At 61.1% G+C, this 20,486-nt stretch carries 21 protein-coding genes; 14 read left to right on the top strand and 7 right to left on the bottom strand.

All coding sequences use genetic code 11. The features are described from left to right. Positions 1-77 precede the first annotated feature (77 nt). The 5 genes from ACXADQ_RS17735 (at position 78) to rnd (ending at position 3,893) form a co-directional block, all read left to right on the top strand. Positions 78-515, top strand: coding sequence for a hotdog fold thioesterase (locus ACXADQ_RS17735; protein WP_475324142.1), 438 nt, complete (start codon positions 78-80; stop codon positions 513-515). Positions 516-542: 27 nt separating this feature from the next. Beyond that, positions 543-932 (top strand): carboxymuconolactone decarboxylase family protein, encoded by a 390-nt coding sequence (locus ACXADQ_RS17730; protein ID WP_420567791.1) that lies wholly within the window; start codon positions 543-545, stop codon positions 930-932. 70 nt (positions 933-1,002) lie between these two features. Then, positions 1,003-2,049 (top strand): phosphoribosylformylglycinamidine cyclo-ligase, encoded by a 1,047-nt coding sequence (gene purM, locus ACXADQ_RS17725; RefSeq protein ID WP_475324141.1) that lies wholly within the window; start codon positions 1,003-1,005, stop codon positions 2,047-2,049. Further along, positions 2,046-2,639 (top strand): phosphoribosylglycinamide formyltransferase, encoded by a 594-nt coding sequence (gene purN / locus ACXADQ_RS17720; protein ID WP_475324140.1) that lies wholly within the window; start codon positions 2,046-2,048, stop codon positions 2,637-2,639. Before purM ends, purN begins: the two co-directional genes overlap by 4 nt. Positions 2,640-2,735: 96 nt before the next feature. Beyond that, positions 2,736-3,893: a ribonuclease D gene (rnd, locus tag ACXADQ_RS17715; protein ID WP_475324139.1), complete on the top strand. Its 1,158-nt coding sequence runs from the start codon at positions 2,736-2,738 to the stop codon at positions 3,891-3,893. An 18-nt stretch (positions 3,894-3,911) separates the two neighbouring features. Here the strand turns inward: rnd and ACXADQ_RS17710 are convergent, their stop codons facing one another. Further along, positions 3,912-4,415: a hypothetical protein gene (locus tag ACXADQ_RS17710; protein WP_475324138.1), complete on the bottom strand. Its 504-nt coding sequence runs from the start codon at positions 4,413-4,415 to the stop codon at positions 3,912-3,914. A gap of 139 nt (positions 4,416-4,554) precedes the next feature. Here ACXADQ_RS17710 and ACXADQ_RS17705 point away from each other — a divergent pair, with 139 nt between their 5' ends. Further along, entirely contained in the window at positions 4,555-4,962 is a 408-nt protein-coding gene (locus ACXADQ_RS17705; RefSeq protein WP_475324137.1) for a SufE family protein, read from the top strand. A gap of 115 nt (positions 4,963-5,077) precedes the next feature. Here the strand turns inward: ACXADQ_RS17705 and ACXADQ_RS17700 are convergent, their stop codons facing one another. Both ACXADQ_RS17700 and ACXADQ_RS17695 read right to left on the bottom strand, forming a co-directional pair. Continuing rightward, positions 5,078-5,716 carry a DUF1638 domain-containing protein gene (locus ACXADQ_RS17700; RefSeq protein WP_475324136.1) on the bottom strand — a complete coding sequence of 213 codons (639 nt, stop codon included), beginning with the start codon at positions 5,714-5,716 and terminating at the stop codon, positions 5,078-5,080. Between the two features lie 45 nt (positions 5,717-5,761). Continuing rightward, complete coding sequence (locus ACXADQ_RS17695) at positions 5,762-6,463, bottom strand: corrinoid protein (protein WP_475324135.1); 702 nt, start codon at positions 6,461-6,463, stop codon at positions 5,762-5,764. 210 nt (positions 6,464-6,673) lie between these two features. Here ACXADQ_RS17695 and ACXADQ_RS17690 point away from each other — a divergent pair, with 210 nt between their 5' ends. Next, positions 6,674-7,762, top strand: a complete 1,089-nt coding sequence (locus ACXADQ_RS17690; protein ID WP_475324134.1) for a PA0069 family radical SAM protein — start codon at positions 6,674-6,676, stop codon at positions 7,760-7,762. A 6-nt stretch (positions 7,763-7,768) separates the two neighbouring features. On the opposite strand, the gene ACXADQ_RS17685 is transcribed toward ACXADQ_RS17690, so the two are convergent. From ACXADQ_RS17685 to ACXADQ_RS17675, 3 genes are all read right to left on the bottom strand, one after another. Next, complete coding sequence (locus tag ACXADQ_RS17685; protein ID WP_475324133.1) at positions 7,769-8,044, bottom strand: hypothetical protein; 276 nt, start codon at positions 8,042-8,044, stop codon at positions 7,769-7,771. A 135-nt stretch (positions 8,045-8,179) separates the two neighbouring features. Further along, positions 8,180-9,202, bottom strand: a complete 1,023-nt coding sequence (bmt, locus tag ACXADQ_RS17680) for a betaine--homocysteine S-methyltransferase (RefSeq protein ID WP_475324131.1) — start codon at positions 9,200-9,202, stop codon at positions 8,180-8,182. Positions 9,203-9,380: 178 nt separating this feature from the next. Continuing rightward, positions 9,381-9,695 carry a DUF1476 domain-containing protein gene (locus tag ACXADQ_RS17675; protein WP_475324127.1) on the bottom strand — a complete coding sequence of 105 codons (315 nt, stop codon included), beginning with the start codon at positions 9,693-9,695 and terminating at the stop codon, positions 9,381-9,383. A gap of 179 nt (positions 9,696-9,874) precedes the next feature. Here ACXADQ_RS17675 and purC point away from each other — a divergent pair, with 179 nt between their 5' ends. The 6 genes from purC to ACXADQ_RS17645 are packed head-to-tail and all read left to right on the top strand — an operon-like array spanning position 9,875 to position 15,525. Beyond that, entirely contained in the window at positions 9,875-10,633 is a 759-nt protein-coding gene (gene purC / locus ACXADQ_RS17670; protein WP_475324122.1) for a phosphoribosylaminoimidazolesuccinocarboxamide synthase, read from the top strand. Positions 10,634-10,659: 26 nt separating this feature from the next. Then, on the top strand, positions 10,660-10,890 hold the full coding sequence (purS, locus tag ACXADQ_RS17665; protein WP_475324118.1) for a phosphoribosylformylglycinamidine synthase subunit PurS: 231 nt from the start codon (positions 10,660-10,662) through the stop codon (positions 10,888-10,890). 20 nt (positions 10,891-10,910) lie between these two features. Continuing rightward, the gene (gene purQ / locus ACXADQ_RS17660) at positions 10,911-11,579 is read left to right on the top strand and encodes a phosphoribosylformylglycinamidine synthase subunit PurQ (protein WP_475324115.1); all 669 of its coding nucleotides are present in this window, start codon (positions 10,911-10,913) and stop codon (positions 11,577-11,579) included. 35 nt (positions 11,580-11,614) lie between these two features. Beyond that, positions 11,615-13,384: a sensor histidine kinase gene (locus tag ACXADQ_RS17655; protein WP_475324110.1), complete on the top strand. Its 1,770-nt coding sequence runs from the start codon at positions 11,615-11,617 to the stop codon at positions 13,382-13,384. 7 nt (positions 13,385-13,391) lie between these two features. Next, the gene (locus ACXADQ_RS17650; RefSeq protein ID WP_475324106.1) at positions 13,392-14,729 is read left to right on the top strand and encodes a sigma-54-dependent transcriptional regulator; all 1,338 of its coding nucleotides are present in this window, start codon (positions 13,392-13,394) and stop codon (positions 14,727-14,729) included. Between the two features lie 40 nt (positions 14,730-14,769). After that, positions 14,770-15,525, top strand: coding sequence for a hypothetical protein (locus tag ACXADQ_RS17645; protein ID WP_475324102.1), 756 nt, complete (start codon positions 14,770-14,772; stop codon positions 15,523-15,525). Between the two features lie 117 nt (positions 15,526-15,642). Here ACXADQ_RS17645 and ACXADQ_RS17640 read toward each other — a convergent pair whose 3' ends face one another. Then, on the bottom strand, positions 15,643-16,848 hold the full coding sequence (locus ACXADQ_RS17640) for a glycerophosphodiester phosphodiesterase family protein (RefSeq protein ID WP_475324098.1): 1,206 nt from the start codon (positions 16,846-16,848) through the stop codon (positions 15,643-15,645). A 554-nt stretch (positions 16,849-17,402) separates the two neighbouring features. Between ACXADQ_RS17640 and ACXADQ_RS17635 the strand changes: the two genes are divergently transcribed. Continuing rightward, positions 17,403-20,363 (top strand): Rne/Rng family ribonuclease, encoded by a 2,961-nt coding sequence (locus tag ACXADQ_RS17635; protein WP_475324094.1) that lies wholly within the window; start codon positions 17,403-17,405, stop codon positions 20,361-20,363. The last annotated feature ends 123 nt before the right edge of the window (positions 20,364-20,486 follow it).

The raw sequence follows: 20,486 nt of genomic DNA, 5'->3' as shown, positions 1-20,486 counted from the left end.
CATGGTCACTTGCCCTTGGTCTTGCGGCTGTACGTTCCGGCGGGAACACTGGTCGCAAGAACCAACGGAGAGCACGCATGACCGACACGATCTGGACCACCCCCATTGACCTCAAGTTTCTCGAGGCGCTGGGCAAGGATTGTGCCAACACCCATATGGGGATCGAGGTGATCGAAGCGGGGCCGGACTATCTGAAGGCCCGTATGCCCGTGGATCACCGTACGAAACAGCCGATGGGCCTGCTGCATGGCGGGGCCTCGGTGGTGCTGGCCGAAACGCTGGCCTCGATTGGTGCGAATTTCGTGCTGGAGGACCGGGAAAACCACGCCTGCGTCGGGCAGGAGATCAACGCCAACCACATCCGCTCAGCCACCGATGGCTGGGTGTATGGGGTGTCCAAGCCCGTGCATATCGGGCGGCGCACACAGGTCTGGGAAACCCGCATCACCGACGAACAGGACCGGCTGGTCTGCATCTCTCGGATGACGCTGGCGGTCGTTCGCCACTCGGGCTAGGCTGCCCCGAAAAACGGAGCCACAACTATGAGCATTTTCGACGAAGACCTGTTCCTGCAAGGCATGGAGCAGCGCAAAGGCACGCTGGGCGCGGAATATGTCGAGAAGAACCTTGCCGCCGCTGATGATTTCACCCGTCCGTTCCAAGAAGCCATGACCGCCTGGTGCTGGGGCTTTGGCTGGGGCGACGATGTGATTGATGCCAAGACCCGCTCGATGATGAACCTGGCCATGATCGGGGCGCTGGGCAAGATGCACGAATGGGAGCTGCACTGCCGTGGCGCCCTGAACAACGGTGTGACCCCCGAACAGATCCGCGCCATCGTCCATGTGGTCGCGATCTATTGCGGTGTGCCGCAGGGGTTGGAGTGTTTCCGCGCGGCCCGCAAAGTGCTGGAAGAGGCCGGACACCTGTAAAGCCAGCGCACCCGTGGACACCGGACGCGCAATGGTCTATCGGGGGCGCGAGAAACTCGGGGATATGCTGATGACCACTGGCAAGAACGGCCTGACCTATGCAGACGCAGGCGTGGATATTGATGCAGGCAACGAATTGGTGGACCGGATCAAACCGGCGGCCAAGCGGACCACACGCTCGGGCGTGATGTCGGGCCTGGGCGGATTTGGCGCTCTGTTCGATCTGAAAGACGCTGGCTATCAGGATCCCATTCTGGTGGGCGCGACCGACGGTGTGGGCACCAAGCTGCGCATCGCCATCGACACCGGCAATGTGGATACGATCGGTATCGATCTGGTCGCCATGTGCGTCAACGATCTGGTGTGTCAGGGCGCTGAGCCACTGTTTTTCCTGGATTATTTCGCGACGGGCAAGCTGGAGCTGGATCAGGCCGCCCGCATCGTCGAAGGCATCGCCGAGGGCTGCGTGCAGTCCGGTTGCGCGCTGATCGGCGGTGAAACCGCTGAAATGCCCGGCATGTATTCCGAAGGCGATTTCGATCTGGCCGGCTTCGCCGTTGGCGCGATGGAGCGCGGCGCAGACCTGCCCGATGGCGTGACCGAGGGCATGGTTCTGCTGGGCCTTGGCTCGAACGGGGTGCACTCGAACGGCTATAGCCTTGTGCGCAAACTGGTCGAGGTCTCGGGCCTGGGCTGGGACGCAGATTGCCCCTGGGGCGAGGGCACGCTGGGCGCGGCCCTGTTGGCGCCGACTCGGCTGTATGTGAAACAATCGCTGGCGGCTGTCCGCGCGGGCGGCGTGCATGCGCTGGCCCATATCACCGGCGGTGGCCTGACCGAAAACCTGCCGCGTGTTCTGCCCGAAGGCATGGGCGCGACCATCGACCTGAATAGCTGGGACCTGCCGCCCGTGTTCAAATGGCTGGCTGCGACCGGCGGCATGGAAGAATCCGAGCTGTTGAAGACCTTCAACTGCGGCATTGGCATGATTCTGGTGGTCGAGGCCGACCGGGCCGCCGCACTGACCGAATTGCTGAGCGATGCGGGCGAAACCGTCACCACGCTGGGCACCATCGGCGCAGGCGAGGGCGTGACCTACGAGGGATCGCTGCTGTGACCAAACGGGTGGCCATCCTGATTTCGGGCGGTGGCTCGAACATGGTGAAGCTGGTGGAAAGCATGGTCGGGGATCACCCGGCCCGCGCGGTGCTGGTGGGCTCGAACGATCCCGAGGCCGGTGGCCTGAAGAAAGCCGCCGAAATGGGCGTGGACACCTTTGCCGTGGATCACCGCCCCTTTAAAGGCGATCGCGAGGCCTTTCAGGCCGAGCTGCTGCAACACCTAAAGGCCGCGCAGCCCGATATCGTTTGTCTGGCCGGCTTCATGCGGGTGCTGACCGAAAGCTTTGTGCGCGAATTCGAGGGCCGGATGCTGAACATCCACCCCTCGCTGCTGCCCAAATACAAAGGCCTGCACACCCATGCCCGCGCGATCGAGGCTGGCGATACCGAGGCAGGTTGCACTGTCCATCTGGTGACACCGGCGCTGGATGATGGCCCGATCCTGGGTCAGGCGCGTGTGCCGATCCTGGCCGGGGATACCCCCGATGCGCTGGCCGCGCGGGTTTTGGTGCAGGAACACCAGCTGTACCCGGCCGTTTTGCGCCGTTTTGCAGCAGGTCAAACCGAAGCTTTGATGCTGGGCTAAGGTGACGCGGGGCATTGGCTTTCCATTGCCGGGGCTTTGGCGTATACGCAGAAAACCGCATACATCCGCACTTAGGCAGAGACGATACCCGCCCGCATGAAAACACTGACGACCACGCAAGAGCTGGCCGATTTTTGCGCCCAAGCCCGCACCCATGATTACGTCACCCTGGACACTGAATTCCTGCGCGAGCGGACGTATTATTCCAAGCTGTGCCTGATTCAGATGGCCATGCCGGGCACCACCGATGACAACGCCGTTCTGGTCGATCCGCTGGCCAAGGACATGTCACTGGAACCGCTGTACGATCTGTTCCGCGATACCTCGGTGGTCAAGGTGTTCCACGCCGCGCGCCAGGACCTCGAGATCTTTTTCATCGACGCGGGTGTCTTCCCCGATCCGCTGTTTGACACGCAGGTCGCCGCCATGGTCTGCGGCTTTGGTGAGCAGGTGGGCTATGAAACCCTGGTGCGCAAGATCGCCAAGGGCAGCCTGGACAAATCGCACCGCTTTACCGATTGGTCGCGCCGTCCGCTGACGGACAATCAGAAAACTTATGCGCTGGCGGATGTGACCCACCTGCGCCAGATCTACGAATTCCTGGCTGCGCAGCTGCAAAAGAACAAACGCGCGAAATGGGTGCAGGAAGAGCTTCAGGTTCTGACCAACAAAAGCACCTATATCGTTGACCCTGAAAACGCCTGGAAGCGCGTGAAAACCCGCACCACCAGCGGTAAATTTCTGGCCATTGTGCGCGAATTGGCGAAGTTCCGCGAAGGCTATGCCCAGTCGCGCAATGTACCGCGCAATCGGGTGTTCAAGGATGATGCCTTGGTCGAACTGGCCTCGACCAAACCGGCCACGCCCAACGATCTGGGCCGTTCGCGCCTGTTGCTGCGCGAGGCGCGCAAAGGCGACATCGCAGACGGAATTCTGAAGGCCGTGAAGGCGGGGATGGACTGCGATCCGGCGACCTATCCCAAGGCGGATAACAGCCGCGACAAGTTGCAGGTGAACCCGGCGCTGGCCGATTTGCTGCGCGTGCTGCTGAAGGCCAAGACCGAACAGGCGGGCGTGGCCTCGAAACTGATCGCGCCGGCCTCGGATCTGGATGCGATTGCGGCGGGTCAACGGGATGTGCCCGCGCTCAGCGGTTGGCGCCGCGAGGTGTTCGGAGAGGACGCCCTGCGCCTGTGCGAAGGTCAGATCGCGCTGGCCGCCAAGGGCAAGACTGTCAAGATCGTCGAATTGTAAAAGAGACGCGCCGCAGGATTAGCGGCGCGATTCCAAGGCGTTAGATGCGGCCTCGACCCGGATTTTGCGCACGCCTGCCAGTTCATTGTCTGTCAGATAGACCGCCGCAGAAATCTGACGGCTGCTGCTCGTCCCGGTCACGCGCTTGCCCGCAGGGGGCACATAGGCGCGGAATTGGAAGGTCTGCACGCCATTCACCGCCTGTTTGTCGGTGGGCGAGGTCAGCTGCACATCAAAGCTTTGCTGGAAATGACCAATGCCGGTGGCGCGCACGATCGCTCCGCCGGGGATACGTTCAACCCGCACCTCAGTGACCTGCGCAATCAAGGCGCCGGCATAGGGGGCCTCTTTCTTGAGCGGACGCCCATTTCGGCCCAGAGGGATCAAGGGGTTGGTCTCTGTGGTGGCGACCACCGGGGCCGGTTGCGCACGTCCGAACCAGTTCATTGGGTTCAGACGGGAATTGCCACAGCCAGCCAAAATCAGAGCGGCCACGGTCAGGGTCAGAAGAGATTTGCGCATCACATTCGCCTTTGTCGCTTTCTCAAACGGGTTACCCTATCCGGCGGGGCTTGAAAAGACGCAAGGCGGGGCTGGACCTTCGGGCATGGGGGCGCTAGGCCATGGACACGCCAATAGCCGCCGCCGGAGAGACATGAAAATGGCCACCGAAGCATTTGAAGAGATTGTCGAAGATTTCGAATTCCTGGAGGACTGGGAAGACCGGTACCGCTATGTGATCGAACAAGGCAAGGCGATGGAGCCGCTGGACGACGCGCTGAAAGTGCCCGCCACCAAGGTGGATGGCTGCGCCAGCCAGGTCTGGTTGCATCCCAAGATCGAAGGCGGGGTGTTTTCCTTTGACGGGGACAGCGATGCGTTGATCGTGCGGGGGTTGATCGCGGTGCTGCGCAGCCTGTTCAACGGGCTGCCTGTGGCCGATGTCGCCGCCGTGGATGCCCATGGCGAACTGGCGCGGCTGGGGCTGAATGATCATTTGTCGGCGCAACGCTCGAACGGTTTGCGGGCGATGATCGAGCGGATTGGTCAGGTCGCCGCCGCGGCGTGATCCAGCGGAGTGGCTGCGCCACGCATGGGGAGCTTCGGCCTGCGCCGAAGCGGATTGGGGCTTTGCCCCCTGCGCCTGCGGCGCATTCCCCCAGGATATTGCCAAAAAGAAGAAGTTATGAGTTTTGTTTTAGGGCTGTTGCGAGCTCGCCATAGCCGGTGAAACGGCGTTCGAAGTCGAGGCCCAGGCGGAGGGCGCAGTGTTGCGCTTTGGCGGTCAGGGCCGGGTCTTCGGTTTGAGCCTGGAAGACCAGCTTGGTGTAGTGGCCGAAATACATCTCTAGCAAGTCGGGATGTCGGTCCAATCCCAGGGGTTTCCACACGAAGGCGTCAAATTGGCGGGTCAGAAAATCAGTGAGGTAGAAGGCTGTGATTTCGTCTTCATGGCTGGCGAACTGATCAACACCTTCGAAAAACGCATAGCAGTGCGGGCCGCGGATCATGGGGACATTGTGCCGGTCACAGATCTGTTGCAGCGCGCCTCCGGTGCCGCAATCGGCGTAGGCGACAAACAGGTGGTCGTGCGAGCCCCGGTGCTTGAGGATGGCCTGTTCGACGGCCCCAGGGATGCGATCGGGGTAATTGTGCAGGATAGCGGGCAGGCAGGTCAGGTCCATATGGGACCAGGCGTTCAGGCGGATCAGCGCCAGAATTTCATGCGCCAGTGCCCCGCAGGCGATAATCATCACCTGGCCTGACGTTTTGGTGGGCGGCAGGCCGGTTTCGGTCAGGCTTTGATCATCGGGGCTTTGCATGATGGAGGAGGGCCCGCGTTGGGGGCGGGCCCGGTCTCGGTTGGATCAGGCGCTAAGCTGGTTGTGCTTGCGCGCGATGAAATCCTTGGCGGTTTCCACGGCCACCGCCGCGTCGCCGCAATAGGCATCGGCTCCGATGGCTTTGCCGAATTCCTCGTTCAGCGGGGCGCCACCCACCAGCACGATATAGTCGCCGCGCTTGCCCTTTTCGGCCAATGCGTCGATCACCGTCTTCATATAGGGCATGGTGGTGGTCAGCAGGGCGGACATGCCAAGGATATCAGCGCCTTCGGTTTCCAGTGCGGTCAGGTATTCATCGGCGTCGGTATTGATACCCAGATCGACCACTTCGAAACCTGCGCCTTCCATCATCATCGAGACAAGGTTCTTACCGATATCGTGGATGTCGCCTTTGACGGTGCCGATGACCATCTTGCCCATGCGCGGCGCGCCGGTTTCGGCCAGCAGAGGTTTCAGGATGGCCATGCCGCCCTTCATCGCCTGAGCGGCCAGCAGAACTTCGGGGACGAACAGGATGCCATCGCGGAAATCATTGCCCACGATGGTCATGCCGCCGACCAGGGCCTCGGTCAGAATGCGGTAGGGTTCCCATCCGCGCTCCAGCAGGATGTCGACGCCTTCTTCGATTTCTTCCTTCATGCCATCATAGAGGTCGTCGAACATTTGTTCGACCAGCTCTTCGTCGTTCAGGTCAGCCAGGATGAGGTCGTCTTGATCTTCTGACATTGCGCAATTCCTTGATGAGGGCGGCGGGCCGCCATGATCTTATTCTAACTCTAGAAATCAGCCGTTTCGCGCGCGTTGACTGCGCAGATTGCGACAGGCCGTGTTCTGGTTCCGACGTATATACGGGAAAGTCAGAAAGGTGGATTGAAAAATCTTCACCATCATTGTGATGTGAATTGCAAATGTTCTTGTTTTGTTCATAATTTGCGGATGAACTGGGATGAACAGGATGAGGTCGAGGCGCAGCGCCGGCGCGCGCGGGGCGCTGTCAGCAATCGGACCGGCCGGTTTGAGGGGCATGCGCGGGTGCGGGCACATGATGGCTGGGATCTGCCGGAAGAGCTGCCTGTCTTTCGGACCGAGGTGCGCAGGGAACGTCCGCGCAGTGTGATCAACTATGTCCGCTCGCCCGATTTGCCGTTTGATCGGACGCTAAATCCGTATCGCGGGTGCGAACATGGCTGTATCTATTGTTTCGCCCGGCCCACCCATGCCTATTTGGGCTTGTCGCCGGGGCTGGATTTCGAAACGCAACTGGTGGCCCGCCCCGAGGCCCCTGTGGTGTTGGATCGCGAGCTGCGCAAACGGTCGTATTCAGTCGCGCCAATCGCGATTGGCACCAACACGGACCCCTATCAGCCGATCGAGCGGGACCACGGGGTGATGCGCGCGTGTTTGAAGGTGTTGCAGGCGTTCAATCACCCGGTGGCGATTGTCACCAAAGGCACATTGATCGAGCGTGACCTGGATATTCTGGCCCCGATGGCGGCGCAGGGGCTGGTGCGGGTTGGGATCTCGTTAACCACGTTGCAGGCCGGGTTGGCGCGCAAGATGGAGCCCCGGGTCCCGTCCCCCAAACGTCGGCTGGCGACAATGCGGGCGCTGACCGGGGCAGGGGTGCCGGTGCGGGTGATGACCTCGCCCATTGTGCCGATGCTGAACGACCATGAAATCGAGGCGCTGCTGGAGGCGGGCAAAGAGGCCGGTGCGGATGCCGCCAGCTGGATCATGCTGCGCCTGCCGCTGGAAGTGTCGCCGTTGTTTCAGGAATGGCTGCACGCACATTTCCCGCAGCGAGCGGACCGGATCATGGCGCGGGTGCGCGATATGCATGGGGGGCAGGACTATGACGCGCAATGGGGGCGCCGGATGCGCGGGGCGGGGCCCTACGCCGAAATGATTGCCGCGCGGTTCAAAATCGCCGCGCGCCGCTTGGGTCTGGATCTGAAACAACCCGATCTGCGCTGCGATCTGTTCCGGCCGCCACCCAAGTGCGGCGACCAGATGTCATTATTTTAGAAAGGCTTAGCAGTTCGAGCAGCACTTGGTCAGTTTGGATCGCGCCGCCGCCTTGCAAGTGGCCGGATCGGGGCTGTCTTTGCATTTTTCGACGGCCTCGTCATAGGCCTCTTCGCATTTACACAGACAATCCATCATGTCGCGCAACTCGGGCAGGTGGGGAAAATCGCCCAGCCGGTCCGCAGGCAATTTCCCCGAGGCGCGCACGGCCTCTAGGATGTCCTGGCGTTTTTCGTCGGACATGCTGGACCAGCGGGTTTGGAAATCGGCGTTTTGTGTCATGACGTCTCCTCCTGATCGTGCGGTCAAATGACATGTGTTCGCGCAGTAGGGAGGATAGAACCAGGGCGGACGGGCCGCCCTGATCTGCGTCAGTTTTTCTAATTCTTTAAGGGCTTAGCGTTGATCCGCTGCGGATCAACCCCGGCGACGGCGCGATCCACGGCGCCCGCCAGCGGGGGCTTCGGCCTGATCGCCGGTGCCATCCGAGGCCGAGGAAAACCCGCCCAGAGTTTCAGCGATTTGATCCAGCGAGGGGCGCGGGCCACGCTCGCGGGTTTCCAGCGCGGCGCGCATGGCCGACAGGTGCTCGGGCATGGTACCACAGCAGCCGCCGATGATCGTCGCACCAGCATCCCGGGCCAGAACGGCGTATTCGGCCATCAGCTCGGGCGTGCCGTCATAGTGGATGTGGCCATCGTGGTATTTCGGAATGCCCGCGTTGCCCTTGGCGATGATAGGACGTTCGGTGCCGTGGGCGGCAAAGCCCAGCACAGTGCGCAGCAGATCCGAGGCGCCAACCCCGCAGTTCGCGCCAAATGCCAGCGGCGGGTTGGGCAGTTTTTCAACGATATCCACCATCGCGGCGCTGGTCACACCCATCATGGTGCGCCCGGCGGTGTCAAAGCTCATGGTGCCACACCAAGGCATGTCGGCCAGGGCAAAGGCCTCGGCGGCGGCTTTGTATTCCTCGGGGGCCGAGATGGTTTCCAGCCACAGAACGTCGGCGCCGCCTTCTTTCAGGCCCTCGGCCTGTTCGTGGAAAATCTCGACAGCGGATTCGTGGGTCATCGGGCCCATAGGGGCGAAAATTTCACCGGTGGGGCCAACAGATCCGGCCACGATCACGGTCCGACCCGAGGCATCGGCGACCTCGCGACCGATCTCGGCGCTGATCCGCGACAATTCGCGCGCCCGTTTTTCGGCGTTGTGCAGCTTCAGACGGGACGCATTGCCGCCAAACGAGTTGGTCAGGAACAAATCCGAGCCCGCATCCACAGCGCCCGAATACAGTTTCTTGATCCGGTCGGGGTGCTCTTCGTTCCAGAGTTCAGGGGCATCGCCCGAGCTGAGCCCCATGTTGAACAGGTTCGTGCCCGTCGCGCCATCGGCCATCAGCCAGTCGCGGGTTTCCAGCAGTTTCGAAAGAGCATTGGTCATTTTCGGATCCTCAGGGTGGGCGGATTTTGCCGCTTCCTGTCACGTTTGCGGGCAAAGCGCAAATTCATATTGCTCAAGAACGTTGTGAGCAGGGCGATAGATTTCAAGAGGCGCGGTTCAAAGAAAAACGCGGCCCCAAAAGACCGCGTTTCCCGTAACCTGTTGAAATCAGAGAAGCTTAGACTTCTTTCATGATCTCGTCTTTGGCGACGGCCAGCAGCTCGGCACGTTTGGCGCGGATGGCGTCGGCGTCGGCCTTGCCTTCCAGATCACCCGCAACCTTGCGCACGACGTCTTCGTGGCCGGCTTCTTCAAAATCGGCCAGGATCACCGATTTGGCATAGTCCTCGGCCTCGTCACCCGATTTGCCCAGCAGCTCTGCGGCCCACAGGCCCAGCAGCTTGTTGGCGCGGGCGTCGGCTTTGAATTGCATTTCTTCATCGTGGGCAAATTTGGCTTCGAATGCGTGTTCGCGATCGTCAAAGGTGGTCATTCCAGTGTCCTCGGCTGACGTTGGTGTTAGAACTGATATGCCCGTATGCCGCGCGCGGCGCAAGGGGCAAGCGGGCCAGAAAGGGGCATTCGGCGCGCGCTCTCTTGCGACAGGGCGTCCCATAGACTAAGAGGGCGCAAAACACCGGGACTCATCCCGGCGACAGCGACGGAGTGGCCATGGCACGGCGCAAGAAAATCTACGAAGGCAAAGCGAAGACTCTGTATGAAGGCCCCGAGCCCGGGACCATTGTCCAGTATTTCAAGGATGACGCCACTGCGTTCAATGCCGAGAAGAAGGACATCATCGAGGGTAAGGGCGTTCTGAACAACTTCTTGTCCGAGTATTTCATGCTGGGTCTGGCCAATGTGGGTGTGCCGACGCATTTCCTGAAGCGTCTGAATATGCGCGAACAGCTGGTGCGCAGCTGCGAGATCATCCCGCTGGAAGTCATCGTGCGCAACTATGCGGCCGGGTCCATGTCCAAACGTCTGGGCATCGAAGAGGGCACGCAACTGCCGCGCCCGATCGTGGAATATTGCTATAAGGACGATAAACTGGGCGACCCGCTGGTCACCGAGGAACATATCGCCGCCTTTGGCTGGGCCAGCCAGCAGGACATGGACGATATCCTCAGCCTGGCGCTACGCGTGAATGATTTCCTGTCGGGCGTCATGTATGGCGTTGGCATCAAGCTGATCGACTTCAAAATCGAGATTGGCCGCGTCTACGAAGGCGATTTCCAGCGTCTGGTCGTGGCCGACGAAATCAGCCCCGACAGCTGCCGCCTGTGGGATCTGGAGACCGGTGACAAGCTGGACAAAGACGTGTTCCGCCGCGATCTGGGCAGCCTGACCGACGCCTATACCGAAGTGGCCCGCCGCCTGGGCGTACTGCCCAAGGGCGCAACCCCCATCAAACCGACCCTGATCAACTGATCAAAGCGCGAGATAAGGAAAGACTGATGAAAGCTCGAGTTCATGTCATGCTGAAGAACGGCGTTCTGGACCCGCAGGGCGAGGCCGTGCGCCACGCGTTGGGCCAGCTGGGCTTTGACGGCGTCGAAGGCGTCCGCCAGGGCAAGGTGATCGAACTGGACCTGGCCGAGGGCACCACCGAAGCCACCGTCAAAGACATGTGCGAGAAGCTGCTGGCGAACACCGTCATCGAAAGCTACTCGATCGAACTGAACTGATCCGGACAGGAGCCCGCGCCATGAAAGCTGCCGTCATCGTATTCCCCGGGTCCAACTGCGACCGTGACCTGGCCGTTGCCTTTGAACAGGCCGGCGCCGAGGTCAGCATGGTCTGGCACAAGGACACCGAATTGCCCGGCGATATCGACATTGTCGGCGTGCCCGGCGGGTTTTCCTTCGGCGATTATCTGCGCTGCGGCGCCATCGCGGCGAACTCGCCCATCTGCAAGTCGCTGATCGCCCATACCGAGCGCGGCGGCTATGCTATCGGCATCTGCAACGGCTTTCAGGTTCTGACCGAGACCGGCATCCTGCCCGGTGCCCTGCGCCGCAACGCCAACCTGAAATACATCTGCAAGACCGTGGGTCTGAAGGTGGAAAACGCCGACACCGCGTTTACCTCGGGCTATGAGGCGGGGCAGGTGATCAACATCCCGATCGCGCACCACGATGGCAACTATTTCGTCACCGACGAAAAGCTGGCCCAGCTGCGCGACGAGGGCCGCATCGCCTTTACCTATACCGACAACCCCAATGGCTCGGTCGCGGATATCGCGGGCGTGATTTCCAAGAACCGGCGTGTGCTGGGCATGATGCCTCACCCTGAAAGGGCAGCGGATGCGCGCCACGGTGGCACCGATGGGGTGGCAATGTTCCGCGCGTTGATGGATCAGCTTGTCACCGCGTGACTTGAGGCTGCCAGCGCCCCATCGTAACTTGGGGCATGGCTGCCACCGACGAGACCCAAAACTTGCCTGAACGCACCGGCCCGATGTCCTGGCGGGTGCGTATGGCGTTGCTGGTGCTGACAGTTCTGGCCGTGGTCACCGTGGTCGTCACCAACAATCTGCTGACGGATCGTTTCACCCAGAACACCCGCAACCGGGCCGAGCTGCGCCTGGCGCTTTATGGCGGCAACCTGCTGTCCGAGCTGCGCCGCAATGCCATCGTGCCTCAGCTGCTGGCGCGGGATGCGGCTTTGATCGGGGCGCTGAACTCAGGCGACTATTCGCAATCCACGCAGCGGCTGATTTCCTTCGTTGACGAGATTGGCGCCGCCAGCCTGATGTTGCTGGACAAGGATGGGCGCGCGGTGGCGGCGACGGATCGCAATCGTCTGGGCTCGCAACATCGGCAGGATGCGTATTTTCTGAACGCCGTTCGGGCCGCGGATACGGTGTTTACCGTGCTCAGACGCGAAAGTGGCGGCTACAGCTTTACCTATTCGCGCCGGATCGACAGTCAGTCAGAAGTGGCCGGTGTGATCCTGGTCGAGGTGGATTTGCAAAAATTCGAGCGCGCCTGGGCCGGTATTTCAGATGCGGTGATGGTTAGCGACAGCACCGGCACAATCATCCTGGCCTCGGAACCCCGCTGGCGTGGTCTGTCCGAGGGCGAGGCGCTGCGCGTTGATCCCCCCGAAAGCGCGATCCAGCGCGCCATTCAGGCCACCGCTGATTGGACGGCGATCCCCGCAGATGCCTATGTGCAGGGCGAGGCCGTGATGCGCATGGACAGCCGTATCCCGTTCCGCGGCTGGCGCATCACCAGCTTCACAACATACGATAGCGTCCGGGAAAAGGTGAACGGGTTCCTGGCGCTTGAGATCATGGGATTCGCCATCCTGCTAGCGCTGGCCTTCTATTTCCTGTCGCGCAAAACGGCGCTGCGAATGGCCCTGTTTCAGCGCGAGTCGGCAGAACTTCGCGCATTGAACGCGCGGCTGCGGCGGGAAATCGCCGAGCGCGAGCGGGTGCAGGAAACCCTGGCCGTCGCCGAACAGACCCTTGCGCAAAGCCAGAAACTGGCGGCCTTGGGCGAGATGTCGGCCGCTGTCAGCCATGAATTGAACCAGCCCTTGGCGGCGATGAAAACCTATCTGGCGGGGGCCAAGCTGCTGCTGTCGCGCAACCGTCCCGAAGAGGCGCTGAGCAGTTTCCAACGTATTGATGATCTGATCGGACGCATGGGCTCGATCACTCGGCAGCTGAAAAGCTATGCCCGCAAAGGCGGCGATCAGTTCCAGGAGGTCAACATGGGCGACGCGCTGTCCTCGGCCCTGTCGATGATGGAACCGCAGTTGAAAAACAGGCATGTGCGCATCAGTCGGGCCGTTCCTGAAAGCCCGGTAAAGGTAATGGCGGACCGCGTGCGGGTGGAACAGGTGATGATCAACCTGCTGCGCAATGCGCTGGATGCGACGCAATCGGTGGACCAGCCCGAGATCGACATCATCCTGGCCGCTGGCGAAACCGCAACCCTGACCGTGCGCGACAATGGCCACGGGATTGATGACCTGGATGAGCTGTTCGAGCCCTTCTACACCACCAAGAAACCGGGCGAGGGCGTGGGGCTGGGTCTGGCCATCTCCTCGGGGATCGTCAGCGACCTGGGTGGGCGGTTAACCGCTCGTAACGCCGAGGGTGGGGGGGCTGTATTCGAGATGCAATTGCCTATTTTAACCAGTGACACAGAAATAGAAGCGGCGGAGTAACCCCCCTATGTCGAAAGTGATGAAGATCGCGATTGTGGATGACGAGCAGGACATGCGTCAGTCCATCAGCCAATGGCTGGCCCTGTCGGGCTATGACACCGAAACCTTTGCCAGCGCCGAGGACGCGCTGAAGGCTCTGGGCCCCGAATACCCCGGCATCGTGATTTCCGACATCAAGATGCCCGGCATGGACGGGATGCAATTCCTGAAAAAACTCATGGGCGCTGACAGCGCGCTGCCCGTCATCATGATCACCGGCCACGGCGATGTGCCCATGGCGGTCGAGGCGATGCGTGTGGGCGCCTATGACTTCCTTGAAAAGCCCTTTAACCCCGATCGCATGACCGAACTGGCCAAGAAGGCCACAAACGCGCGCCGCCTGACGCTGGATAACCGCGCCCTGCGCAAAGAGCTGTCCGATGGTGGGCAGTTGATGTCCAAGCTGATCGGCGCCTCGCCGGTGATGGAGCGCCTGAAAGAGGACATTCTGGATCTGGGCCAGGCCGATGGCCATGTTCTGATCGACGGCGAAACCGGCACCGGCAAAACGCTGGTCGCCCATGCGCTGCACGCTGTCGGCGCGCGGGCCGGTAAGAAATTCGTGCTTCTGTCTTGTTCCGCCTGGGACGAGGACGCGCTGGCCAAACGCCTCTTTGGCCCCATGCTGCCCGAGGACAGCCAGCTGCCCGCCATCGAAGAGGCGCGCGGCGGTACTCTGGTTCTGGAGGACGTCGAGGCCCTGTCTGACAGCCTGCAGGCCCGTCTGCTAAGCGTGATCAACGATCAGGGCACCCCGCCCGAAACCCGCATCGTGGCCATCTGCAACATGCAGGAACAGGACCGCACCTGCGAGGACGCCCTGCGCCCCGATCTGTTCTACCGCCTGGCCGCGCTGCGCATCACCCTGCCACCGCTGCGCCAGCGCGGCGAGGATATCCTGACGCTGTTCACCCGCCTGTCCGAGCAATTTTCCGAGGAATACGGCTGTGACGCCCCCAAGGTCAGCGCCCAAGAGGCCGCGCAGCTGTTGCAGGCCCCGTGGCCCGGCAATGTGCGCCAGCTGATCAACATCGCCGAACGCGCCGTACTGCAATCGCGCCGGGGCAGCGGGACGATCACCTCGCTTCTGATGGCCGATCACGACGAAATGCAGCCCGTCATGACCACCGAGGGCAAACCGCTGAAGGAATACGTAGAAGCGTTCGAGAGGATGCTGATCGACAACACGATGCGCCGCCACAAGGGCTCGATCGCCAGCGTGATGGAGGAACTCTGCCTGCCGCGTCGAACCCTGAACGAGAAAATGGCCAAATACGGCCTGCAACGCGCGGATTACCTGGGATAGAGGTCCTTTTGGACCATGCTGACATGCGGCACCGCTGAACATGTGCGATCAGTGGTGCCACAGAAGTTCGAATGTCTGGTTTGAGCCCAAAGAAACGGGTGCTGCGCAAAACACGAGCGGCGGCTTTTTCTTCCGCTTTGAAACGTGCGACAATGAGTGTATGACTCTATCCAAAGAACAACATACCAACCTGTTGAAACTCGCAGAGCAGCAATTTCGTCTCGCTTGTACCGTTCGAGTTCATGCAGATCTTGAAACTCTGCCGCTCGACGCGCCCATTTCACAATCATATGGAAAACACACTTCAACTTGGGAAGAGTTTGGTCTACGGCAAGATCAAGTTGATTATGCTGCTCCAACACTTGCGTTCGTTGCGACGTTCGTGATGTCGTCAGCAATGCGACAAGCATTCGCTGAACATGTTCCCAACGCGAGAAACCATGAAAATTCAGAGATAGCAGCCGCTTATCAAATCGCCCGGCTGACAAGAAATGCGTTCTCGCACCATATGCTAGTGCCAACTTGGTCCATCGACAATGATTGCAAAAACCGCGTCTTTGAAGTGAAAGATGTAATCAAATTGGCAACGTCAGACCTCGATGGACAGCCTATGCGGTGGGAGCACTATGGCGGGCACCTCGCGATATGGAGGCTGTGCCAGTGGGTCCGCTTCAAAGTTTTGGATGATATCCCTCCTGTTGATCGCGTGCTTCCTAAGCGGCCAACAATAGAGGTGTTCAAACATGGCGAGGTTTTGGCAAGGAAGATTGGAGGCCTTCCCGGCAGCGACGACTGAAGCCGACATTCGCGCAGTCGCAGCGAAAGCTCGCTTCGTCCCGCTGAACCGACGTTCCCCCAAAAAAACACACCCCCGCTGGTTTCAGCGAGGGTGTTTCCTAAAGACCAGTAACGCTTAGTTGGCCTGTTGGGCCATGCAAGACGCGTAGTAGGTGGTGGTGGCGGGCCAGTCCGAGAACATGCCGGCGATGCCGACCTTTTGGGCCAGGGCGTCTAGCAGCTCGAAATAGACGCCATCGTTGTTGGTCACGTCCTTGATCGACTGGAAGTACCAGCCGCCGCCATTCGCCAGCGGGCCCGAGCGTTCCAGGGTCCAGGTGATGATCTCCAGATCGGCCTCTTTGGCTTTGATCGCCAGGGTCGAGGGCACGATCTGGCCGTTTTCGGTGCTCACAAGCATCCACATCGGCGGGGCGATGTAGTTGATGCCCATGGCTTTCAGCTCGGTCATGGTGTTGGGCCAGGTGGCCGGGTCCATCGCGGAATAGCCGTCGATATTGTAGTAATCCATCAGGTACACGGCCTGTGCGCCAAATTCGGGCTCGGCCTGGATCCAGTATTTCACCACGTCCAGATCAAAGCTTTGCGCCCAGACGTTCTTGGGGTCGATGCCGGCGGCTTTGTATTCGTCGATCATCTTCTGGGCGTAGTCGTCCATTGAGAAACCGTCATGCGGCATCTGAACCGAGGGGGTCTTCAGCTCGGGCGTGAACTTGGTGCCCAGATCCTTGAACAGAGCGATCGACTCGGCATGGGTCATCACGGTGCCGGTGGTGGCATACAGATCGGTGCGCCAGCCCGCGGTGCCGTCCATGTAGCCCGCAACATCGGTCGCGGCTTTGTTAGCGGCGTCCATTTTGCCGTTCAGGGTTTTGAACTGGGCCAGGGTCAGCTCGGAGGTGCGGCATTCGGCCGAGGCTTTGCCATCGGCGACAGTGAAGGGCTGCACGCAGGTCTCGGCCAGATCGGAGGCCAGGATATTGGTGGTGGTGTGCAGGTCGTTCTGGGCGTGGCGGCAGACCAGTTCGTGATCCTTGGTAAAGGTCACGTCGCATTCCAGGATGCCAGCCCCCATGCGGGCCGCGGCGGTGTAGCTTTCGACGGTGTGTTCGGGGAACATCATCGCGGCGCCACGGTGACCGATCGAGAAGTCGCTGCGGATCGGCTCCATGTCGGCGCAGGCGGCCAGTTTGGTTTTCAGCGCGCTGTCGGGCATCGCGTCAATCAGATAGGCGGGGCGGGGGCCCAGCTCGATCCGGTCGGCAAGGGCAGGGGCGGTCATGGCGGTCAGGGCCAGAACGCTCAGGCTCAGGGTTTTCATGTTGGACACTCCTGTTGGACTTCAGAATGCACCAGCAGTGCCCACCCGATGTGACGCCCGCGCAACGCCTCGGTGACAGGCGCGCAACGTCAGGATGAAGTTCCCGCGAAAGGGGAATTCAATGATATTCGTCTGCGAACAGTTCACAAAGGTATTTTGCATATTGTCATTTATCCCCAGCACCCCTTATGTTGACAGAACGGCGCTTGGCATAACTGTGCCCGCCGCAATGAGTTTCGCTGCATGACCGGATGGCCGACTGACACCGGCCCCACCTAACCGGCCCGTTCATGCAGACCGATTGGCCTAGACTTAGGCATGATAATCGCCCGCGACCTGACACAGGACAGCTGGGCAACAAATGGGCGGATCGCGCAAATCGCGCGAAACCGTCGGAGAAGAAACGCGATGAGGCGCGCGAGACACCTAAGAGTGAGAGCAGGGGCCGAAACCGGCCAACCCTGCCGTGCGTCCGCACTCGCCCCTGACAGACACCTGCCGCACCGCCCCCGCCCACCGGGAGAGGGGGCTTTGCCGCAGTGCAAACGGATAACATGGCAAAGAAAATGCTCATCGACGCCACCCACGCGGAGGAAACCCGCGTCGTGGTGGTGGACGGAAACAAGGTCGAGGAATTTGATTTTGAATCCGAAAACAAACGTCAGCTTGCTGGCAACATCTATCTAGCAAAAGTTACGCGCGTTGAACCGTCGCTTCAGGCGGCCTTCGTGGACTATGGCGGAAACCGTCATGGGTTCCTGGCGTTTTCGGAGATTCATCCCGACTACTACCAAATTCCGGTCGCCGACCGCGAAGCCCTGATGGAAGAAGAGCGCGCCTATGCCGAGGCTCAGAAAGCCGAGGACGAGGAAGAAGAGCGCAAACCCAGGCGTCGCCGCCGGTCGCGGTCCAAGGCAGCTTCCAGCAATAGCAATGACGTAGTTGCCACCCGCGAGGTGGCCGAAGAAGCCCCCGAAGAAACGGCCGAAACCCCCGCAACCGAAATCGCAGGGATGGAGACCATTGACCTGGGCGAGGGTGAAAACGACACTTTGCCCGTCGAAGGCACCGATGGTGATGTGCCTGCGGACGAGGGTGTGTCCCCGATGGAGCGCGTGGCCGAAACGCCCGTGGAAGAGCCCACCGAAGAACCCACTGAAAAGGCCGCATCTGAAGAGGCGCCCGAAGCAGCGGAAGAAACGGCCGACGCCGTGGCAGAAGAAACGCCTGCTCAAGAGGTGAAAGCGGACTCTGAAGAGGCAACTGAAGAACCGGCAGAAGCCACCGCTGAGGACACCCCTGCCGACGCCTCGGACGAAAGCGATCCCGCGCCTGCCGAGACCGACGTGCAAGAAGCCAAGGCTGACAGCGAAGATGCCGCAGCAGACGCGAGTGAAGAGACGACCGAGGATGCCGACGATGAGGATGCCCCGTCGCAACCCGTCGACAAGGACGCCGATATCGAGGACGTGGCCGAACAGGACGATTCCGAGGAAATCCGTCCGCGCCGCAAACCCCGCCCGCGTCGCTATAAGATCCAGGAAGTCATCAAAGTTCGCCAGATCCTGCTGGTGCAAGTCGTCAAAGAAGAGCGCGGCAACAAAGGCGCGGCCCTGACCACCTATCTGTCGCTGGCCGGGCGCTATTGCGTTCTGATGCCCAACACCGCCCGTGGTGGTGGCATCAGCCGCAAAATCACCAACGCCGCCGACCGCAAGAAGCTCAAAGAGATCGCGAACGAGATTGACGTGCCCTCGGGCGCCGGTCTGATCATCCGGACCGCGGGCGCCAAACGCACCAAGTCCGAGATCAAACGCGATTACGAATATCTGCAGCGCATGTGGGAACAGATTCGCGAGCTGACGCTGAAATCCATCGCGCCCGCCAAGATCTATGAAGAAGGCGACCTGATCAAACGCTCGATCCGCGACCTGTATAACCGCGATATCGATGAGGTGCATGTCGAAGGCGAACGCGGCTATCGCATCGCCAAGGACTTCATGAAAATGATCATGCCGTCCCACGCCAAGAACGTGAAGCATTACCAAGAGGCGATGCCGCTGTTCGCGCGCTATCAGGTGGAAAGCTACCTGAGCTCGATGTTCAACCCGACGGTGCAGCTGAAATCGGGCGGCTATATCGTGATCGGCGTGACCGAAGCGCTGGTGGCGATCGACGTGAACTCGGGCCGAGCCACCAAGGAAGGCTCGATCGAAGAAACCGCGCTGAAAACCAACCTGGAGGCCGCCGAAGAGGTGGCGCGCCAGCTGCGTCTGCGTGACCTTGCCGGTCTGATCGTGATCGACTTTATCGACATGGACGAGCGCAAGAACAACAGCGCCGTCGAAAAGCGGATGAAGGACAAGCTGAAATCGGATCGTGCCCGCATCCAGGTGGGCCGCATCAGCGGGTTCGGCCTGATGGAGATGAGCCGTCAGCGTCTGCGCCCGGGCATGATCGAGGCCACAACGCAGCCGTGCCCAGCCTGCCACGGCACCGGGCTGATCCGGTCCGACGACAACCTGGCCCTGTCGATCCTGCGCCAGATCGAAGAGGAAGGCACACGCCGCCGCACCCGCGAAGTGCTGGTGAAATGCCCGGTTGGCATTGCCAACTTCATCATGAACCAGAAACGCGAACACGTCGCCCAGATCGAGGCGCGCTATGGCTTGTCCGTGCGCATCGAGGGGGACCCGATGCTGGTCAGCCCCGATTTCTCGATGGAGAAATTCAAAACCGCCTCGCGCAACATCGTGGTGCGCGAAGAGCCTGTCGTGTCGGTCGATAGCACCTTGATGGAGGAAATCGACGAAGATGCGCAGGCCGAAGAGGCCGAGGCCACCACGCCCGAAACCGAAGACGAGGCGAAGCCCAAGAAGCGCCGTCGTCGTCGCCGTCGTCGGTCGCGCAGCTCGTATGGCGATACAGCAGAAAACGGTGACACCCAGGCAAGCGCGGACGAGGCGCCCGAGGCCGTTTCCGAAGAAACCACCGAGAGTGCCGAGGCTACCCCGGACGGTGAAGAGCCGACCGAGGAGGAAAAGCCCAAGAGACGTCGCCGCCGCCGTCGCTCGCGCTCGAAAGACAAGACCGAAGAGACCGTTGCGGCCGAAGGCGAAACCGCCGAGGCTGAGCCCGCAGAGGCGCAAGCTCCGGCTGATGCGCCCGCTGAGGACGCGCCTGAACAAGCGCCCGAAGCCGAAGAGGCCAGCGCCGAACCCGAGGCAACGACTGAGGCCACCGAGGACGCCCCAGAGGCCGAGGAGCCAACCGAGCCCGTCGCTGAAGCCGAACCCGAGCCAGTTGTCGAGGCCGAGCCGGTTGTTGAGCAGAGCGAGCCCGAGCCCGAGCCCGAGCCTGTCGCCGAGGAGGCGGTCGCTGAACAAGCTGACGCCGTGCCCGAACCAGAGCCTGAACTGGTCACTGCCGAAGCCGCGCCAGAGCCGGTGGCTGAACCTGCCCCCGCCGAGCCGCCCAAGCCAAAGCGGCGCGGCTGGTGGAATGCAGGTCGTTGATTTGAAACAGGAAACGCCGCTCGGACTAGGGCGGCGTTTTCCTTTTCGGCGCGGGCTGAAATGATCCAGCACGGGCTTGTGACAAACCGTCAGGTGACCCGCCCAGAATTCTCGGCTAAGCAG

This window comes from Thalassovita sp. ABM4_323, from assembly GCF_056158665.1.
The sequence above is the reverse complement of the archived record's forward strand: the minus strand, read 5'-3'. Positions and strand labels throughout refer to the sequence as shown.

What these genes read in the sequence shown, in the direction of transcription:
- ACXADQ_RS17735 (WP_475324142.1), top strand. Translation starts at nt 78, where the DNA reads ATGACCGACACGATCTGGACCACCCCCATTGACCTCAAGTTTCTCGAG.
- ACXADQ_RS17730 (WP_420567791.1), top strand. Translation starts at nt 543, where the DNA reads ATGAGCATTTTCGACGAAGACCTGTTCCTGCAAGGCATGGAGCAGCGC.
- purM (WP_475324141.1), top strand. Translation starts at nt 1,003, where the DNA reads ATGACCACTGGCAAGAACGGCCTGACCTATGCAGACGCAGGCGTGGAT.
- rnd (WP_475324139.1), top strand. Translation starts at nt 2,736, where the DNA reads ATGAAAACACTGACGACCACGCAAGAGCTGGCCGATTTTTGCGCCCAA.
- ACXADQ_RS17710 (WP_475324138.1), bottom strand. Translation starts at nt 4,415, where the DNA reads ATGCGCAAATCTCTTCTGACCCTGACCGTGGCCGCTCTGATTTTGGCT.
- ACXADQ_RS17705 (WP_475324137.1), top strand. Translation starts at nt 4,555, where the DNA reads ATGGCCACCGAAGCATTTGAAGAGATTGTCGAAGATTTCGAATTCCTG.
- ACXADQ_RS17700 (WP_475324136.1), bottom strand. Translation starts at nt 5,716, where the DNA reads ATGCAAAGCCCCGATGATCAAAGCCTGACCGAAACCGGCCTGCCGCCC.
- ACXADQ_RS17695 (WP_475324135.1), bottom strand. Translation starts at nt 6,463, where the DNA reads ATGTCAGAAGATCAAGACGACCTCATCCTGGCTGACCTGAACGACGAA.
- ACXADQ_RS17690 (WP_475324134.1), top strand. Translation starts at nt 6,674, where the DNA reads ATGAACTGGGATGAACAGGATGAGGTCGAGGCGCAGCGCCGGCGCGCG.
- ACXADQ_RS17685 (WP_475324133.1), bottom strand. Translation starts at nt 8,044, where the DNA reads ATGACACAAAACGCCGATTTCCAAACCCGCTGGTCCAGCATGTCCGAC.
- bmt (WP_475324131.1), bottom strand. Translation starts at nt 9,202, where the DNA reads ATGACCAATGCTCTTTCGAAACTGCTGGAAACCCGCGACTGGCTGATG.
- ACXADQ_RS17675 (WP_475324127.1), bottom strand. Translation starts at nt 9,695, where the DNA reads ATGACCACCTTTGACGATCGCGAACACGCATTCGAAGCCAAATTTGCC.
- purC (WP_475324122.1), top strand. Translation starts at nt 9,875, where the DNA reads ATGGCACGGCGCAAGAAAATCTACGAAGGCAAAGCGAAGACTCTGTAT.
- purS (WP_475324118.1), top strand. Translation starts at nt 10,660, where the DNA reads ATGAAAGCTCGAGTTCATGTCATGCTGAAGAACGGCGTTCTGGACCCG.
- purQ (WP_475324115.1), top strand. Translation starts at nt 10,911, where the DNA reads ATGAAAGCTGCCGTCATCGTATTCCCCGGGTCCAACTGCGACCGTGAC.
- ACXADQ_RS17655 (WP_475324110.1), top strand. Translation starts at nt 11,615, where the DNA reads ATGGCTGCCACCGACGAGACCCAAAACTTGCCTGAACGCACCGGCCCG.
- ACXADQ_RS17650 (WP_475324106.1), top strand. Translation starts at nt 13,392, where the DNA reads ATGTCGAAAGTGATGAAGATCGCGATTGTGGATGACGAGCAGGACATG.
- ACXADQ_RS17645 (WP_475324102.1), top strand. Translation starts at nt 14,770, where the DNA reads ATGTGCGATCAGTGGTGCCACAGAAGTTCGAATGTCTGGTTTGAGCCC.
- ACXADQ_RS17640 (WP_475324098.1), bottom strand. Translation starts at nt 16,848, where the DNA reads ATGAAAACCCTGAGCCTGAGCGTTCTGGCCCTGACCGCCATGACCGCC.
- ACXADQ_RS17635 (WP_475324094.1), top strand. Translation starts at nt 17,403, where the DNA reads ATGGCAAAGAAAATGCTCATCGACGCCACCCACGCGGAGGAAACCCGC.